Genomic DNA, 16,750 nt, shown 5'->3' on the forward strand with positions numbered 1-16,750 from the left:
TGGGGTATTGTCCACTACCGTACTACAGAACTACAGCTATTTGTGAATTTCGCCAGGGTTCAACCATTATTCTAACCCCGAGCTGCTCATCCGCTCGATGATGCCCGTGGAGCTGTGTCCCGTGAGGAAGGGCAAGGTAGTAACTTCACCCCCCCATCCGATCACTTCCCGGTAGCCAACGATGTCTTCTACCTGGTAGTCTCCGCCCTTTACGAGTACGTCTGGCCGCAAAAATTTAATGAGCTCCAGAGGAGTATCTGTGTCGAAGGCGATTACGCCATCCACGAAGAAGAGACTGGCCAGGAGTTGCATCCGGGCCGCGAGTGGCATAATCGGCCGGCTCTCTCCCTTGAGCCCTTTCACGCTGGCGTCGGAATTTACGCCGACGATGAGCCGTTGGCCGAGGGCGGCAGCCTGGGCCAGGTAGGTCAGGTGCCCCGGGTGAATGAGGTCAAAAACGCCATTGGTGAAAACGGTGCGCTGGGAATAGGTGCGCCAACCGCAGCGGCGGCGGCTCAGGTCTTCGAGGGAAAGCAGCTTATCCGCTACCAGTTCGAGTTCGGTCATGGGAGCGAAGGTAAGGCCGGCTTTCGCTAAATGAAAAGCAAAATTGTTGTTGGGTCAATGATTGGGATAAAGTGTTGAGGATCAGCGAATTTTCGCTAAAATTAAGTTGCTTCGTAACCTACTGATAACCTTGCAGTTCGGCGTTTTTCGCCGTACAACGGCTCCACCACTTTTGAACCACTAAGGCTAGGCTGTCTAATTAGCCAGGCCGCAGCCGTACTCACTTTAGCCAACCGGGGAGGCTCAAGCGCTTAATAGGTCGAGACCCTCTGGGCCGTAGGAGAATACGCCAATTTACTTAGCTGGATCGACCCACAGAGGGTCTCAACCCAGGGGGGCACCGTGATTAGCTGGATCGACCCAGAGGGTCTCAACCTAGGCGGTCCAGGCCCCTAAAGCGCGTACGGGTTAAACCCATTAGATTAGACAGCCTACCACTAAGGACACGAAGAGGGACTAAGACCAAAAGGGGAAACAGTTGCCGTACAAAACTCCCCAACCTCCCGCGAAGCAAATGTTGAATGTTGAATGTTTACCGCCGTAGGCAGCAGCCCAGCTAATTGTAAATGTTCAATTCCAACCTCCCCTGCACCTGCGGCCGCGCCCCCTGGAAAAGATGCGCGCCGTACAACCTCCCGTCTTTCCGCACGTTTGCCCTAGGAGACGGACCACTCAAGCCCCCCACCCACCGTGCGCGAACTCAAATTTCTCAACCAGTTTTTCTGGAAATACCGCTGGCGAATGCTGCTGGGCATTGCCTTCATCTGCATCTCCAACTACTTCAGTGTTTTGCAGCCGCAGGTGATCCGCGAGGCCCTGGATCTGGTGGTGGAACAGGTGAACAACTACCGGATGTACGACGGTTTTACGACCGTCGGCGATACCTACTTCGGCATCCTTTCCACGACGTTGATGTTCTTTGCGGGCCTGGTGCTGCTGCTGGCCCTGCTGATGGGTTTTTTCCTTTACCTCACGCGGCAGACCATCATCGTGATGAGCCGCCTGATTGAGTACGACCTGCGCGAGGTGATTTTTGACCACTACCAGGAGCTGAGCCTCGACTTTTACAAGCGCAACAACACGGGGGATTTGATGAGCCGCATCACCGAGGACGTCAATAAGGTACGCATGTACCTGGGCCCGGCGGTGATGTACCTGGCCAACCTCGTGTCCACCATCCTGCTGGTTGTGATCAGCATGCTGGCCGTGAGCACTAAGCTGACGCTTTACACCCTCATTCCGCTGCCGCTGCTGGCCATCAGCATTTACTACGTCAGCAACCTCATCCACACCCGCTCGACCTTCATCCAGCAACAGCTTTCGAAGCTGACAAGCATTGCCCAGGAGGTGTTCAGCGGCGTCCGGGTGGTGAAGAGTTACGTCCGGGAGCGGCAGCAAGTCCGTTACTTCGCCGAGGAAAGCGAGACATACAAGCGCATGAGTATGGACCTGGCCAAGATCGACGCCTGGTTTTTCCCTTTGATGGTTTTCATGGTGGGTGCTTCCACGATCATCACCGTTTACGTGGGCGGTTTGCAGGTGGTGGCGGGCAATATTTCGGCGGGCAACATCGCGGAGTTCGTCATTTACGTCAACATGCTGACGTGGCCGGTGACGGCCATTGGCTGGATTGCCAGCATCGTCCAGCAGGCAGCTGCCAGCCAGAAGCGGATCAACGAATTTCTGGAAACCAAAGCCAGCATCGTCGACCCCGCCCCCACGGAGCGGGAGGCCCTGCGCGGAGAGATCGTCTTCGAAAACGTCGGCTTCACCTATCCCGATACGGGTATCCGGGCCATCCGCGACCTGAGTTTCACCCTCCGGCCGGGTGAAAAACTGGCCATCATCGGGCGGACGGGCTCGGGGAAAACGACGGTAGCCGACCTGCTGGTGCGGATGTACGACGTCTCTACGGGCCGCATCCTCATCGACGGCAAAGACATCCGGGAGCGCGGTCTGGCCAACCTGCGGCAGCGCATCGGGCTCGTGCCCCAAGACGTTTTCCTCTTCTCCGATACCATCCACAACAACATCGCCTTTGGTGCCCAGCACGATCCTTCGCGGGAGGAGGTGGAACAGTTTGCCCGCCACGCGGCGGTTTACGAAGACATCGCCGGCCTCACCCAAGGATTCGATACCCTGGTGGGGGAACGCGGCGTTACGCTTTCGGGTGGCCAGAAACAGCGCGTCAGCATCGCCCGCGCCCTCATCAAACGGCCCGACATCGTCATTCTGGACGATTGCCTCAGCGCCGTCGATACCAACACGGAGCAACAGATCCTGGGCTATTTCAACCAGGCGCTGGCCGATAAAACCGCCATCATCATCACCCACCGCATCTACGGCCACCTGCGCTTCGATAAGATCATCGTCCTGGAAGACGGCGGTATTGCCGAGATGGGGACCCACGAAGAACTGATGGCCAACGGCGCGTACTACTCCGAGATCGTCGAGCGGCAGATGGCGGAAGAGGTGGGGAAATAAAACGGTTCCGGACGTCCCGTCCAGCTTAAACCCCTTTCCTGCGGTGCCAAACGTCCCGTCCGGCTCAAAACATTTCGATTTACGCACTTCCGCCAAAAAAAAAGACGCCGCGCAATATGCCGCGGCGTCAAAAAACGACGAATTGACACTCAACTTTACTCACTAGTAGGAAAAAACGCTTTTACTCAGGGTTGCAGGCTTACTTCTGGTTTCCTTCAATCATTACGGGCATTTCGCCGTTGGAGATGATGACTTTGGCATTGGGGGATCGGGAGAGTTCCAGGAAAGCTTCGATGGATTTGAAGCGGAGTACTTCGGCCGTCAGGCCTTCAGCGATGATGAGTTGGGCATCGCGGGTACCTTCGGCGCGGATGCGCTGCTGATCGGCTTCCTGCCTGGCTTGCTGCAGGACGAACTCCATGCGCAGGGCTTGTTGCTCAGCTTCCAGTTTTTCTTCGATGGAGCGGGCGAGGTTGGCGGGGAGTTGGATGGATTTAACCAGTACGTTTTCGACGATTAAGCCGCGATCCAGCAAGACCTTAGACATTTGCTCCATGATGGCTCCTTCGATGATGGAGCGCTGGCCCGTGTGCATATCCTTGGCGAAGTAGCGGGCGGAGACGTCGGCCACCGCCGAACGGAAGACGGGGAGGATGACGGACCGTTCGTAGTTCGTCCCGATTTGGCGGAGCAGTTCGGGTGCCCGGGTGCCATCGACGGAGTAGAGGATGGAGATTTCCGCGCGGATGTTGAGACCTTCTTTGGAGGGCAGGTTCAGTTCCACTTCCATGTTCTCGGTCTGCGTACTCACTTTTTGTACGGCCGTGATGAAGGGATTGAAAACGGCGACACCTTTATCCAGCGGCTTTTCTTTGTACTTACCGAGGGTCCTTTTCACTCCCACCTCCCCTTCGCGTACGATGGTGCAGCTGGGGAAGAGGAGGAAGACTGCGGTACAGAGGGCAACAAAACGAATCAGACTTCTCATGGCATTTGGTTTTTAAGGATGAGGGAGACTAAAAATTACACAGGCTTTGGTACATCACCCCTGCTGGTGCAAACCCTGCTTTGGCCGACTGCGCAAGATCCTGGCAGCCGTTCATGTAGTTGTGTAGCAGGATTTGACCCAGTCCTCGGTTGTAGGGCAATTCGGGCCAGTTGAAGCCGTACTTCAGTTGGGCATCGTTGTAGAGTTGCACCGCTTCGCGGTAGTCGTGGTTGAGCATGGCCAGGTTGGCCAGCAGCATATTTTTTACCCCGGGGTTATAATCCCGCGGCAGGGTTTCCAGGCTACGCTTAGCGGCCAAGACGTCTTGATCTACCTTTTGCTGCAAAGCGAGCACTGCCTGGGCCGTATCTGGTCCTTCCATGATACTGAGGTACTGTTCGATAAAGTATGCCTGGGGCGTAGTAGCCTCCACGGAGATCTGGCGTTCTTCCGGGAAGCCATAGTGATCAGCGTACCATTCCTGGGGATAGAGGGCCAGGAAGGGCATCAATCCATTACGCCCCTTGGCCAGGTAAAAGGCAGCCGCAGTTGGGTTTTGGCGTTCGGCCAGTTGTTGATCGCGGTTGGCCTCCTGGTCGCGGCCCATTCGGGCGAGCAAAGCCGAGCGTTCGGCCAGCGCAGGTACCCAGTTGGGTTGCCAAGCCAATGCACTGTTATAAGTTAGTAGAGCCTGCTCAAATTGCCCGTTGCGTTGTTGCCGGTGGGCCAGATTGAGCTCGGCAACCGGTAAATTGTTGTAACGCGTGTTTCCCGAGGCTGGCAGCATGGGCAAGTCACTGGCCTGGGCGGAGAGCGCGTATCCCGCCAGCGTTCCCAGCAGGAAGATAAGTACGAGGGTGAGATAGCGTAGCATAATTGTGGCGTTTGAAGGGTAAACTATCGAAGAGTGTGATAGTTTTACTTTCAAATGCGAAAGCTATGCTTTGTGCAATTTTTTCTGTTTTTCTGACGATCAAATGACAAAAAATACCTCTCCCTATATACAGCTACTCCAGCGCCCAAATACTCCCCTCCACCAAACTCCAGCCTTCCTGCATACCCTCGCCCGCTGATCCGTAGCTCTCCAGCGTGAGCTGCGTAAAGGGTTCGGTAGGGAAGAAGATGTCCGTCAGCACCGGGTCTCCGCCGTCGAAAAAGACCTCGGCGGAGGTCCGGTCAAAAAAGGCGTGGATGCGCAGGTTGCCTTCGTTGCTCCAGCGGGGAGCCACCGTCAGGCCGGGCGCGAAGCTGGGCCGGAAGTCCGTTTGCCCCGCCTGCCGCCGGTCGGTGAAAAAGGCATTGTCCACGCCGCTGCGCCGGCTGTAGCCCACGCGGTAAAATTGCTCGCCCGTGGCGTCGCTCAGGGTGAGGTAGAGTTCTTCGGCGTCGCTATCGACCAGGTCGATGGTCAGGTCCAGTTCAAAAACGCCCGCTGCGGGCAGCTGGCTCAGGTCGATGGTAGTGGTTCCGTCGCCGATGCGCGGCATTTCCAGGGGGATGCGCTGGCCGCGCAATTTCAGCAGTTCGCGGGCGGGTTGCTGGTGGAGGCGGGTGCCGAAGTCGGTATCGTGCAGGGTCAGTTCCCGGGGCAGGGTCATGGCGCTGCGCCAGGTGGTGGTGGGTACTTCGTTGGCGTAGTCCCAGTTGCTCATCCAGCCCATGAAGATGCGCCGACCGTCGGTGGCCGGGACGTCGCTGAAGGTCACCCCCGCGTAGTTGTCGCGGCCGTAGTCCACCCACTGCACGGTATCCTGCGGGGTGGGGATGGCTTCCTTGCGGGGCCGGAAGGTGCTGCCGTCCCAGTCGCCAACAAAATAAAAAGTCCCTGATCCGCCGTTGGCCCCGCCGGGGTTGATGCTGACGAGCAAGACCCAGGCCGTTTCCCCGCTTTCGCTGATTTTCAGGGGGAAGAGTTCGGGGCATTCCCACACCCCGGCGTGGTTGGGCGCGCTGGCCCCGAAGTCGCTACGGTAGGTCCAGTTTTTCAGGTCCGGACTGCTGAAAAACTGCACGCGGTCCTGGGCGGCCAGCACCATCGTCCATTGCCGGTGGGCGGCGTCCCAGAAGACTTTGGGGTCGCGGAAGTCGCGCACGCCTTGGTTGGGGATGACGGGGTTGCCGGCGTATTTCGTCCACGTTCGCCCCCGGTCGTTGGAGTAGGCGATGGCCTGCGACTGAAAATCCTGTTTTCCGGCCTTTTCGGCGGCCATATCGTGGTAGGTGAACATGGCCACCAGCGGCGGGCGTCCGCCTTGCCCGAATCCGCTGGTATTGCCCCGGTCAACGACCGCGCTGCCGGAGAAGATGTAGCCTTTTTCGTCGGGGGCCAGGGCGATGGGCAGGTGCTCCCAGGTCACCAGATCGCTGCTCACGGCGTGGCCCCAGTGCATCGGTCCCCAGGTGTTGCCGTCGGGGAAATGCTGGTAAAACAGGTGGTACTCGCCCTCAAAATAAACCATGCCATTGGGGTCATTCATCCAGCCCGCCGGCGGCGTAAAGTGGTAGGCCGGGCGGTAGTGCGCATCGGGCGCAGCACTTTTTTCGTTCGCGGGCGCGGCCGCAGGTGCCGTGGAAGCCTGATCGGCAGTGGAGGTCGATTCCCCCCCCGGCGCCCCCCCACAACCCAGGAGGAAAACAACAGCAGCAAAAAACAGTGCAGACTTGAACATCGGGCAATTATTTGGCCCTAAAGTAAGGTACTTGCCCGGATCCGTTGGGCTACCCACCCGCGAAATGGTTGAGCCGCTGTGCGGCGGAGAGCCATTTGATAGACGATAGACGATTCTTGATATTTGATATTTGATTTTGCTGCCGCGCGGGACAAAAAAATACTCCACGGCCTAATTTCACCTAAACCCGGATCGCTTCCCGTTCGGGGACAGCCCCCTTCGGGGGTTGGGGGATAAATCTCGACCGACCAGCTTATTCTGTGCCGTTCCTGGAGGAGCAATTATTCCCCTTCGTCCCGCCCTGGGCTACTTCTGCCGCCCCACAAAATGAAACCAGCGCCACAGCCCGCCGTAGGCAGATTTTACCGTGTGCCGCACCGGCTCGAACTCTTCTACGAGCACCGGCAGCAGGTGGGCGTCCATCCGGACGTGGTGTTTTTTCATGTGCGACTGAAAAAACGGAAAAGCACTGTCGTGAAAGTCCACCACGGTAAGCATGCCCGTGGGCGGCAAACTTTTGCGGGCCACCTCCAGCAGCTTATCCCAGTCGGGGTTAACCATCGTCAGGCAGTAGCTGAAGACGATCAAATCGTACTTCTCCTCCAACGGCACTACCCCAAAAGCACCTTCTTCCAAGGTGACCCGCCCGCCGAAACGCGCTACCTTTTTGGCCGCAATGGCCAGCATGTCTTCCGATAAATCGATCCCCGTCACGTAAGCATTCGGAAAGTATTTGGCCAGCGCTACCAGGTTGTGTCCCGTACCGCAACCTACTTCCAGAATGGAAATGTTTGCCGCCGGGCTGATGGGCAGCTGCTGCAAAGCCCGCCGCCGGCCGAATAAGAAACTCCACCGCGTCAGGTCGTAGATCCGCGATTGGAAGCGGTAATAGGTCCGCAAATGTTGCGGCACGGTAAGTTTGCTTTCGTTGGCTGGCGAAGCCGGGGGGAGCAGGGGCATGAGCGATGGTGATCTTTTGGCAATAGCAGGAAAAAGGGTGCCCGCTAACCGGACGCAAAGGTGATCCAGCAGTATAAAGCAGCGCCTACTTGCGGGTTAAAACAGCAATAAGTTTTGGCGACGAACATTAAGGAGCCGTGAAACCAAGCCAGGGCCAATCCTATCCCCCAACGTTAAACTGCCGTTAAAGGCGGGGGCTGCTGGTACATTCTTGCGCGGTGCGGGGTCTTCAGGACAGCGCTTTGGTTGCACTTAGTCCCTGGGACCTTGGCCGGGCCCTCGCCCTTCCCAAACTGTTTATCTTTGCCGCCCCGATGAAGAAACTCGCTTTACTGACCTTCTTTGCTCTGTTGTCTGCCCTTGGCACCTGCGTCAGCGCCCAAAAGGCCACGCCGCGCGATAGTGTGGTCAAGGAAGTGGTGAACATCGATGCGGCCGATGAACTGCGCATGCTCAACCGGGGCGCAACCCAGCTGCTGGTGGGCAACGTGGAGCTGAGCCAGGACAGCATTTTTATGTACGGCGATAGCGTCTTGCTGGCCCGGAGTGTGCAGGTGAACGCCTACGGCAACGTCACCATCCAGCAGGGCGATAGCCTGGCCGCTTTCTCGGATGTCCTGGACTACAACGCCGAAACCCGCCTGGCCGACCTGATTGGCCGCGTTGTCTTGCAACGTGGAAATACGGAGTTGTACACCGACCGCCTGGCCTACGACCTGACCACCAAGCTGGCTACCTACCACACCGGCGGCCGTATTGTGAACGAGACCACCGAGCTGCGCAGCACCCATGGCTACTACTACGCTGGTGAAGAAAAAGTGTACTTCCGGGACAGCGTAGTGGTGGTCGACGAGCGCTTCGAAATGCGGGCTGATACCCTGCTCTACGACCTGGGCCAAGACCGCGTCTACTTCCTGGGCCCCACCGTAATCCGCACCGATACCCACCGCATTTACTGCGAAGCGGGCTACTACGACGTGCAGCTGGACGAAGCCGTTTTCCAGCAAAACGCCCAGTATCTCTCCGGCGAACGCCGGGCGGCGGCCGATACCATCCGCTACTTTGGTAAAGACGAAGTTTACGTGCTGGAGGGACAGGCCTACGTGGCCGAAGGCGAATTCCAGCGCGCCGAAGCCGAACGCATCAACTACTTCCGTCGCGAAGACCGTTACCAGCTGGAGGGGCAGGCCTTCGTCCGGGATTCCATCCAGACCGTCACGGGAGACACCATTAACTACGACGCCCGCGCCAAGAGCTACGCCGTTGCGGGGGGTAGGCCGAGGGTCTCCGCCCCACCGATGATCATCGTGGCTGATCGCCTGAACTCCGACCCCGTCTCCGGTTATTCCACCGCCAGCGGCCGTGTCATCTGGCAGGATACTTCGGCCCAGACGACGGTCATGGCCGCCGCTGCCCGCTACAACGAAGCCACGGGCTATCTGCTGGCCACCGGCGGCGCGGGCCCGGCGCCGGGGCAGGCCGATTACTTCGGCTCCCGCCCCCTGCTCTCCACCGTCCTGGAAGGCGACACCCTGTGGATGGTGGCCGATACGTTGGTATCCGTGCGCGAAGACCGGCGGGACACCCTCGTCACCAGTCGCGTCGTGGGGCAGGATACCCTCACCCTGGGGGATTCGACCTTCGTGCAGCCCCGCCTGGCGCGGGATACGACGGTGACGACGGACAGCATCCGCTACCTGGCCGCCCACCACGACGTGCGCATTTTCAAGAGCGACCTGCAGGCCGCCTGCGATTCGCTCGGCTTCAATACCATCGACTCGGTTCTGACGCTCTACCAAAACCCTATCCTCTGGCAGGATACGAGCCAGCTGGTGGGCGATACGATCAATATCCTGTTCCGTGGCGAAGCTTTGGATCGTGTGCAGTTGCGGCGCAATGCGCTGGTAATCACCACCCCCGATCTCCTTTTCTTCAACCAGGTGAAAGGCAAGCAGATTGAAGCCTTTTTTGATTCTACCGGCTTGCGGCGTACCGAAGTGACGGGCAACGCCGAGGCGATTTACTACATCCTCGACGAGAACCAGGCCTACGTAGGCGTGAATAAAACGGCTTGCAGTGCCATGGTACTGCAGTTTCAGGACGGTACCGTCCAAAAAATCCGTTTTTTGAGTGCACCGAGTGGGAAGATGGATCCGATGGGGGCGGTAGACCACCGGGCCCTTCAGTTGGAGGGCTTCCGTTGGGAAACGGAGCGTCGGCCCGCGTCATTGGACGATCTTTTCCGGCCCCTTGCGGCGGGCAGTGGTACGGCCCCGCTCAGTGTGCCGCTCTCGACGGGTTCTCCGCGTCCGGCGGCTACGCCGGAAGGGGATGGGGGCTGATGCTGCGGGAGTATCGCCCCGAATGCCGTAAACTTGTGTCCCTTTAGCCGCAATTTTTCCGCCATGTTTCGTCCACTGCTCCTTCTCGTTACGCTCCTGCTCTGTCTGGCCCTCGTTGGCCAAGACGATGCATTGGCCCTGGCCCGGCAGCGTTTGCAGGGTGATGATGCGGCAGCGCAGATTGCCGCCCTGGATACTTTGCTGGCCCGGGGTGGGGGCGTGAGTGCCGAATACTACCAGGCGTTGGGCAATGCCCATTTCGCGCGCGGCAATTTCGGCTACGCCATTTTGAACTACGAGCGCGGCCTGCGCATCAAACCCGCCCACGCGGGCCTGGCCAATAATCTCCGCTACGTCCGGGCCGAAGCGGGCATTAACCGCCTGGAGATCAAAGAATTTTTTCTCATCCGCTGGTGGCGGATCAGTGCGGCATTTTTGGGCGCGGAGTTGGCGTACTGGCTGGCGATGGCCTGCTGGTGGCTGGCCGTGGGGGGGATCACCCTCTGGTGGTTGCGCCGCAGTGAAATGGAAGAAAAACGCCGCTTTGCCCTGCTGCCCGGCGCGGGTTTTTTGCTCGTCCTGGCCATCCTCTTTTTCGCCCTCGGCAACAGCCGTAACGCGCTGCTGGAAAACGACCGCGAAGCCGTCCTCATCACCGAAGGGGCTGATCTCCGCGTAGCGCCCGGCCCCGATGCTACCCTGGAAGAGACGCTGCACCAGGGCCTGCGCCTGCGCATCCTCGACGATTTTGATGGCTACCGCAAGGTCAGCCTGGAAGACGGCCGGCAGGGTTGGTTGCCGGAAGAGAGTTTGGAGGTGATATAAGCTTAACAAGAGGTTGAGCCCTTGCAATGATCACAACTAATTGGTCTTCAACTGCTTTTAGAAGGCAGTACTGTAGTTTTGTAGTTCGGTAGTGGACCATGCCCCACTACCGAACCAACAAACCCCTGCGATCTGATCAGCTGAAAATCAGCGAATAGCTACGTTGCATATCCCAACCCGACGTTCGCTTATCAAAACCGCGTCCGCTCCAACTCCCGCACCTGCTTATCCAGGTAAAGATCGCCAAAGGAAACGCTGGCCGTAATGGTGCCGATGCGCTCGCGGTTGGGGCGGATGGCCACCCGCCGGACTTCCTCCGAGCGCTCCAATTCCAACACTTTGCGACCGTCGGGGAGCTTCATTTCGCCGTTGTTCAGGGATATCTCGTAAGCCATTCCCTCGCCGCCAACGGGCTCGTAGAGGTAGACGTCGCTCTTGTCCGCCGTAATTTTGAGGTCGCGCATACGCAGGTTGGGACTCAATTTGAGCTCACCGTACTGGGCGTTGATCGTAAAATTGCCGCCGATGTTGAACAGGCTGATGTCCGAACGCCGGGAATTGATCACTACGTTGCCGTCGATGCGTTCGCCGGTGATGTCGCCAAAGCGGGAGCGGATATCCAGTAATCCCTGGACATTGTTGATGTTAATGGCCGAATATTCCCCGTTAATGCGCAGTTGGTTGCGCAGGTTGGAAATGGTCGTGCCGCCGAAGTAGCTTTTCAGGTATACCGGACATTCCTCCGGCAAAGTAATGTAATAATGAATGGTCAGCTCGCTGCTGCTTTTCAGGTTTTTATCGACCAGGCGGTTGCGCAGAAATATTTTCTGCCCCGCCACTTCCCTCAGGTATTCCAGGTTTTCCAAATCTTTTTTGGCCGTTTCCAGCCTGGCGTGGCGGGCCGTCATGACGATTTTGACGTGGATTTTTGGCTTATCCCACGTCTCCACAAAAATCTCGGCTTTTTCCCCTTCCACGGCCAGTTCCTTGCCGGGCGTATAGGCGTAGGTGTCTTCAATGGTCTTCGTCACCACCTCGCGCAGGGCATTTCCCGATTTACCCGAGGGGGTATTTTGTTGGGCGCTGACGCAGGTGCCAAGGAAGGTCAATAGGAGCAGGGGGAGGTAACGCATTCGGGCGGTGGACTTAAAGTTCTACGATGATTCGGCGGTAAACGTCGGAGCGGTCGCGCTCAATCTCGGCGAGTTGCCGCACGACCTCGGGGTCCTCCCCGTAGGCTACCAGCATGGCCTTGATGTCTTCTTTTGCTTCCGTCAGTTCGTCGAGTTCCAGGCGGAGGGTGTTCAGGTTGGGCTCATTGCGGGCCTCGATCTCGGCCAAGACGCGGTCGAAACTGCTTTCCTCGTTGTCCCAGTCGGCCACCGTTGATTCCCGGCTGATTTCCTGCCCGTAAGAGTAAGTAACCTTCGGCCCCGGGTCAATCCCCCGCCACACCGCCGTTGCGCCCAACACCAACAACAGTACTGCCGCCACGGCCGACCACCGGAACGGAAGCCGGGGCAGGCTACGCAACGGGCGCTCGACGCCGGGTTGCTGGGCCGTATCAAGCTGGCGACTCACGGCATTCCACACCTCTGCCGGCGGCGGATAACTCGGCAGCCGCCCCTGTAGCTCGGGGGGGAGCTGCGCAGCGAGGTCCTCCCAAACTCCTGCGGGCGGGTCGTATTCCGGCAGGCGACCCAGTGCCTCCCGCAGACGTGCTTCGTTCTTCTCCTTCATACGTTTTGCAGGTACTCCCGCAGTTTCTTTTTGGCGTAAAACAACTGGCTTTTGCTGGTGCCGACGCTGATGTTGAGCAGGTCCGCCACCTCCTGGTGCTTATAACCTTCTACTTCTATCAGGACGAATACCGCCCGGTATCCCGCGGGCAAGCGTTGAATCGCCTGCTCCAGGTATTCCGTGTCCAGTGCCGTGGCAGACCAGTCCAATTCCTCATCGGCGTAGTTCAGCGGCAAGGGCTCCATCACCTTTTGGGTACGGATTTTGTTGAGGGCCGTGCGGACGATGACGACTTTCATCCACGCCCCGACCGTACTGTCTCCCCGGTAGGTGTCCAGTTTCTGAAACACTTTCAGGAAACCCTCCTGCAGGGCATCATTGGCCAGGTCAAAATCACCACAAATGCGGTAGCAGGCCGTGTACATGGCGCGGCTGTAGCGGTCGTAAAGTTCTTTTTGGGCGCGTCGGTCTTGCGCCAGGCAGGCCTTTACGAGTGCGGCTTCCGTCATGCGAGCGGGTATTTCCGAAGTACGGTTGTTGCGTGTCAAAGTTCGGGTCATCACGTTGAGGTCTCCAGCTAAGGAGGCCAGGGTAAGCGCCAGGGTTGGTTGGGGAGTTCATAGTTGATAGTTCATAGTTCATTAGGGAACCGGCACCTACTGAACTACTGGACTATTGAACTATGAACTACAAGACTACTGCACTAAAACCGGTACGCCAGCGTGCCAATCCAGCGCTTAGGCGCCTGGTCCACCCGGAAGGTCTCGCCGGCTACGGAGAAGTCTTCGCCGTATTTGCTGAAGTTGCCGTCGTAGCGGAGGTCCAGCGTGATTTTTCCAATATCAATGGAGCCGCCCAGCGTGTAACCCAGGTTAAACGAATCCCAGGTCCGCTCCAGTCCGTCGGCATCCATCAGGTCGCTGGTGGAGGAAACGAAGAAGTGGCCCACCGGCCCGGCGTTCAGCCGCAGGAAAGCCAGTTTCCAGCTGGCCATCAGGGGTACGTTGAGGTCGTTGTAGCGCTCGCGGAACACCTGGGTGCCGTCGCTGTCGGGGTCGTCAAAGCTGAAGTCGGTTTTGGCACTGTTGAAGGTCAGCTCCGTCTGCAAGCCGAAGCGCTCGGAGAAAGGAATGCGCAGCAAGGCACCAAACTGGAAACCGTAGTCGGCGTCCGAAATGGCCAGCGCCAGGTCTTCGCGACCCGCGCGGCTCAGGTCAAAGCGCTCTTCTTGTAAGGACTCAGTAGCCAGTCCGGCCTTGAGGCCAAATTCTACTTGGGCAAAAGCTGGCACCGAAAACAAAAGGCCAGCGAGGAGGGAAAAAATGCGGTAGTTCATGATACAGAGGGATGTTGGTTATGAAGCGGGATGTCGGTTTTTATTCATTTAGCGGCAAAGTTCGGCCCCAAATTGCTTCATCACCGTTAAAAGCCGTTAAGACCCGCGTTACCGTCCACTTAATGTTCTTGCTGAGGTTCAGACGTTTCACGTCGAGGGGGCTGCTGGCGAAAGGTCGAGACGTAGGGTGTGTAATCTGATACAGAATGCCCTCACGGTAACTGTGCCGTTGGAAAAACTCATAACTACGTTTAAAACCAGTAGTTACGTTTTTACAAGGGAGCCAAAAAACGACGAACAGATTTCCCGTCAGATTACACACCCTAGGTCGAGACGTTCCACGTCGAGGGATGCCTGACGAAAGGTCGAGACGTTCCACGTCGAGGGGTGAGGGGTGCCAGATTCTCTTTCCTGCGCCGTAAAACGTCTTGACCTAGGGTGTGTAATCTGATGCAGAATGCCCTCACGGTAACTGTGCCGTTGGAAAAACTCATAACTACGTTTAAAACCAGTAGTTACGTTTTTACAAGGGAGCCAAAAAACGGCGAACAGATTTCCCGTCAGATTACACACCCTACGTCTTGACCTCACAAAAACTCCAAGCAACTCCATGCCCCAACTCCAAGCAACTCCATGGGCTAAAATAAACCTACCGGACCGGAGGTCCGGAACTGTTCTAAAACAACTGCGCGTAAAACGTCTTGACCTCAGCTGCGACGTAAAACGTCTTGACCTCACAAATAAGCATTCAACAACTCCGTCAGCCGCTTTTCCCCCAGCCCCCGTTCCAGATGCCCGCCGTGGGCAAAGGAAATTTTCCCCGTCTCCTCCGAAACGATGAAGCAGCCCACGTCAATTTTTTCGGATACCCCCACGGCCGCCCGGTGCCGCAGGCCCACACTCTTTGGCAGGGTCGTATTCTCCGATACCGGCAAAATGGCGCTCGCCCGCGAAATGCGCCGGTTTTCAATCACCACCGCCCCGTCGTGCAAGGGGCTTTCCTTGTGGAAAATGCTGACAATCAGGCCATAACTGATGTTGGCATTGAGGGGCGTGCCCCCGGATATGATGGTCTCGGGGTCGGCATCGCGGGTGCAAACGATCAGCGCCCCGGTCTTACTGCGCGCCAGGCGGAGAAAGGCCCGCCGGATCTCTTCCACCTCCTCGGTGGCGTCCAGCGTGGGGTCTTCCTTGCCCAGCAGCCGGCTCCAGAACGAATCCCGCTGCCGCAGCGTATTGGTCCCCAGCAGCAACAAAAAGCGCCGCACCTCCGGCTGGAAAATGATGATCAGACTGATGAAACCCAGGTTAGTGAACTGAAACAGTATGCTGCTCAGCAGGTCCATCCCCAGCGCCTGAAACACCTGGTAGCTGAGGAACAGCAACACCATGCCCACGAAAATATTGAGCGCGATGCTGCCCTTCAGCAACTGGTACAACTGGTAAAGAAGGAGTCCAACGATCAGGATATCGAACAGGTCCCAGACGTCTACCTGGAGAAAACCGATCTTGAAAAGCAGACACTGCATAAACGCGAAGATAGAGCGATCTGCTTTGGCAGGCACCAGGAATTGCTGCGGCACTCCCCACGGGGACCCGTATCTTTGCCCCATGCTTACTCCGCGCGCCTTTCGGTTCTGGTACGGGTTTGTTCTTTTTTGGGCGCTGCCGCAGGTGCAGGGTTGGGGACAAGAGCTGCGCACGAACGCGGCCGGCGAAAAGATCATCGTGTACGCCGATGGGACAGCCCGCTATTTCAACGACCTCACGTTGATCGATGCCATGCAAAAAGACAGTGCCAGGAACATCTACCCCGTTGTGAAGGCCACCATCGAGCCCCTGGCCGACGGCGTAGACCCCACCGAGGCCGATCTTAAGCACATCGCCGAACGCAAACTCCAGCTCGCCCGCGAAGCCGAAGCCCTGGCCCGTACCCGCGCCAGCGCCGCCGTCAGCAACCGCCTCCAGCTGGAACGCGACCTCGAAAGCGCCCGCAGCGGCGGCCGGCTCGAAGCAGCCAATGCCCTCCAGCGCCGCCTCCAACTCGCCCGGCAAGTAGAAACCAATGCCCTGGCCGACCGCACCGCCGCCGAAACGCGGGCCGCCGCCGCCGCCATCATCGTCCAGGAAGGTCGCTACGTCGACGCCTACAACGCCGCCCGCCGGAGCGAACGCCGCGGACCCACCATCGATAAACCCGCCACCCGGACCGAACGCAGCCTCGAAAAACTCCTCCCCGCCGAGCCCGTATTCAGCGGCTTCGGCCCCGCCGCCGGTCGCCTTCCCCTCTACGAAGCACCACCCTGCGGAAACCCCGTCGGCCTGCCCAGCGTCAACAACGCCCAAGCCGTCACCTTTCCCCGCCTGCTGTTTACCCACACCGACGAAAACCTGCGGCCCTTCCTCGATGGCAAGGAATACCTCCGCTGCACCGCCTACCTCACCCGCGACGACCGCGGCGAGCGCTACCTCCACCTCACCCTCACTTTCGCCAACGCCAATGCCATGACTTCTTACGGCTTCCTGCCGGAGAATTCCAGCCTCAGCCTGCACCTGCTCAACGGACGGCACATCTCCCTCCAGGCCGCCCGCGAGGTCGTCGGCATCATCGACCACGGCCGCCGCGAACTCAACTACAACGTTGATTACCGCCTCCCCCGGGGTGCCGCCCAGGAGCTCGGCGGCCAGGCCCTCGACTACGTCCGCATCTTCTGGTCCGGCGGCTACGAGGAATACCAAATCTATCAGGTCGACGCCCTGCGGCAGCTCGTCACCTGCTACTAGTGCCACGTTGGGGCGCGGCCGCAGGTGCCAGGTCCCGTTGAAAAAGCAAGGAAAA

Annotated in this window: 14 protein-coding genes; 4 read left to right on the plus strand and 10 right to left on the minus strand. The window is 58.3% G+C overall.

The genetic code is table 11. The features are described 5' to 3' along the window. Positions 1–66: 66 nt before the first annotated feature. The gene (rfaE2, locus tag H9S92_RS05645; protein ID WP_187465743.1) at positions 67–567 is read right to left on the minus strand and encodes a D-glycero-beta-D-manno-heptose 1-phosphate adenylyltransferase; all 501 of its coding nucleotides are present in this window, start codon (positions 565–567) and stop codon (positions 67–69) included. Between the two features lie 690 nt (positions 568–1,257). Here rfaE2 and H9S92_RS05650 point away from each other — a divergent pair. Further along, on the plus strand, positions 1,258–3,051 hold the full coding sequence (locus tag H9S92_RS05650) for an ABC transporter ATP-binding protein (protein ID WP_187465744.1): 1,794 nt from the start codon (positions 1,258–1,260) through the stop codon (positions 3,049–3,051). A gap of 199 nt (positions 3,052–3,250) precedes the next feature. Here H9S92_RS05650 and H9S92_RS05655 read toward each other — a convergent pair whose 3' ends face one another. The 4 genes from H9S92_RS05655 to H9S92_RS05670 all read right to left on the minus strand — a co-directional run bounded on the left by H9S92_RS05655 (position 3,251) and on the right by H9S92_RS05670 (position 7,668). Then, positions 3,251–4,039 carry a prohibitin family protein gene (locus tag H9S92_RS05655; protein WP_187465745.1) on the minus strand — a complete coding sequence of 263 codons (789 nt, stop codon included), beginning with the start codon at positions 4,037–4,039 and terminating at the stop codon, positions 3,251–3,253. A gap of 28 nt (positions 4,040–4,067) precedes the next feature. After that, complete coding sequence (locus H9S92_RS05660; RefSeq protein ID WP_187465746.1) at positions 4,068–4,913, minus strand: hypothetical protein; 846 nt, start codon at positions 4,911–4,913, stop codon at positions 4,068–4,070. Positions 4,914–5,046: 133 nt separating this feature from the next. Further along, complete coding sequence (locus H9S92_RS05665; protein ID WP_187465747.1) at positions 5,047–6,708, minus strand: glycoside hydrolase family 32 protein; 1,662 nt, start codon at positions 6,706–6,708, stop codon at positions 5,047–5,049. Between the two features lie 306 nt (positions 6,709–7,014). Continuing rightward, positions 7,015–7,668, minus strand: a complete 654-nt coding sequence (locus tag H9S92_RS05670; protein WP_187465748.1) for a class I SAM-dependent methyltransferase — start codon at positions 7,666–7,668, stop codon at positions 7,015–7,017. A gap of 314 nt (positions 7,669–7,982) precedes the next feature. Here H9S92_RS05670 and H9S92_RS05675 point away from each other — a divergent pair, with 314 nt between their 5' ends. Together H9S92_RS05675 and H9S92_RS05680 are read left to right on the plus strand one after the other, a co-directional pair. Then, positions 7,983–10,010: an OstA-like protein gene (locus H9S92_RS05675; RefSeq protein ID WP_187465749.1), complete on the plus strand. Its 2,028-nt coding sequence runs from the start codon at positions 7,983–7,985 to the stop codon at positions 10,008–10,010. A 63-nt stretch (positions 10,011–10,073) separates the two neighbouring features. Continuing rightward, complete coding sequence (locus H9S92_RS05680; protein WP_187465750.1) at positions 10,074–10,835, plus strand: hypothetical protein; 762 nt, start codon at positions 10,074–10,076, stop codon at positions 10,833–10,835. Between the two features lie 191 nt (positions 10,836–11,026). Here the strand turns inward: H9S92_RS05680 and H9S92_RS05685 are convergent, their stop codons facing one another. From H9S92_RS05685 to cdaA, 5 genes are all read right to left on the minus strand, one after another. Then, positions 11,027–11,968 (minus strand): DUF4097 family beta strand repeat-containing protein, encoded by a 942-nt coding sequence (locus H9S92_RS05685; protein WP_187465751.1) that lies wholly within the window; start codon positions 11,966–11,968, stop codon positions 11,027–11,029. 13 nt (positions 11,969–11,981) lie between these two features. Next, entirely contained in the window at positions 11,982–12,575 is a 594-nt protein-coding gene (locus H9S92_RS05690; protein ID WP_187465752.1) for a hypothetical protein, read from the minus strand. Beyond that, positions 12,572–13,084: an RNA polymerase sigma factor gene (locus H9S92_RS05695; protein ID WP_246463681.1), complete on the minus strand. Its 513-nt coding sequence runs from the start codon at positions 13,082–13,084 to the stop codon at positions 12,572–12,574. The genes H9S92_RS05690 and H9S92_RS05695 overlap by 4 nt, the downstream gene beginning before the upstream one ends. Before the next feature lie 194 nt (positions 13,085–13,278). Beyond that, the gene (locus H9S92_RS05700; protein WP_187465754.1) at positions 13,279–13,911 is read right to left on the minus strand and encodes an outer membrane beta-barrel protein; all 633 of its coding nucleotides are present in this window, start codon (positions 13,909–13,911) and stop codon (positions 13,279–13,281) included. 734 nt (positions 13,912–14,645) lie between these two features. After that, entirely contained in the window at positions 14,646–15,440 is a 795-nt protein-coding gene (gene cdaA / locus H9S92_RS05705; protein ID WP_187465755.1) for a diadenylate cyclase CdaA, read from the minus strand. A gap of 82 nt (positions 15,441–15,522) precedes the next feature. Here cdaA and H9S92_RS05710 point away from each other — a divergent pair, with 82 nt between their 5' ends. Further along, a complete protein-coding gene (locus tag H9S92_RS05710; RefSeq protein WP_187465756.1) occupies positions 15,523–16,695 on the plus strand; it encodes a hypothetical protein in 1,173 nt (390 codons plus the stop codon). Positions 16,696–16,750 lie beyond the last annotated feature (55 nt).

It is taken from the genome of Neolewinella lacunae, assembly GCF_014349155.1.
In the GTDB taxonomy this organism is placed as follows: domain Bacteria; phylum Bacteroidota; class Bacteroidia; order Chitinophagales; family Saprospiraceae; genus Neolewinella; species Neolewinella lacunae.

What these genes read in the sequence shown, in the direction of transcription:
- rfaE2 (WP_187465743.1), bottom strand. Translation starts at nt 567, where the DNA reads ATGACCGAACTCGAACTGGTAGCGGATAAGCTGCTTTCCCTCGAAGAC.
- H9S92_RS05655 (WP_187465745.1), bottom strand. Translation starts at nt 4,039, where the DNA reads ATGAGAAGTCTGATTCGTTTTGTTGCCCTCTGTACCGCAGTCTTCCTC.
- H9S92_RS05660 (WP_187465746.1), bottom strand. Translation starts at nt 4,913, where the DNA reads ATGCTACGCTATCTCACCCTCGTACTTATCTTCCTGCTGGGAACGCTG.
- H9S92_RS05665 (WP_187465747.1), bottom strand. Translation starts at nt 6,708, where the DNA reads ATGTTCAAGTCTGCACTGTTTTTTGCTGCTGTTGTTTTCCTCCTGGGT.
- H9S92_RS05670 (WP_187465748.1), bottom strand. Translation starts at nt 7,668, where the DNA reads ATGCCCCTGCTCCCCCCGGCTTCGCCAGCCAACGAAAGCAAACTTACC.
- H9S92_RS05675 (WP_187465749.1), top strand. Translation starts at nt 7,983, where the DNA reads ATGAAGAAACTCGCTTTACTGACCTTCTTTGCTCTGTTGTCTGCCCTT.
- H9S92_RS05680 (WP_187465750.1), top strand. Translation starts at nt 10,074, where the DNA reads ATGTTTCGTCCACTGCTCCTTCTCGTTACGCTCCTGCTCTGTCTGGCC.
- H9S92_RS05685 (WP_187465751.1), bottom strand. Translation starts at nt 11,968, where the DNA reads ATGCGTTACCTCCCCCTGCTCCTATTGACCTTCCTTGGCACCTGCGTC.
- H9S92_RS05690 (WP_187465752.1), bottom strand. Translation starts at nt 12,575, where the DNA reads ATGAAGGAGAAGAACGAAGCACGTCTGCGGGAGGCACTGGGTCGCCTG.
- H9S92_RS05695 (WP_246463681.1), bottom strand. Translation starts at nt 13,084, where the DNA reads ATGACGGAAGCCGCACTCGTAAAGGCCTGCCTGGCGCAAGACCGACGC.
- H9S92_RS05700 (WP_187465754.1), bottom strand. Translation starts at nt 13,911, where the DNA reads ATGAACTACCGCATTTTTTCCCTCCTCGCTGGCCTTTTGTTTTCGGTG.
- cdaA (WP_187465755.1), bottom strand. Translation starts at nt 15,440, where the DNA reads ATGCAGTGTCTGCTTTTCAAGATCGGTTTTCTCCAGGTAGACGTCTGG.
- H9S92_RS05710 (WP_187465756.1), top strand. Translation starts at nt 15,523, where the DNA reads ATGCTTACTCCGCGCGCCTTTCGGTTCTGGTACGGGTTTGTTCTTTTT.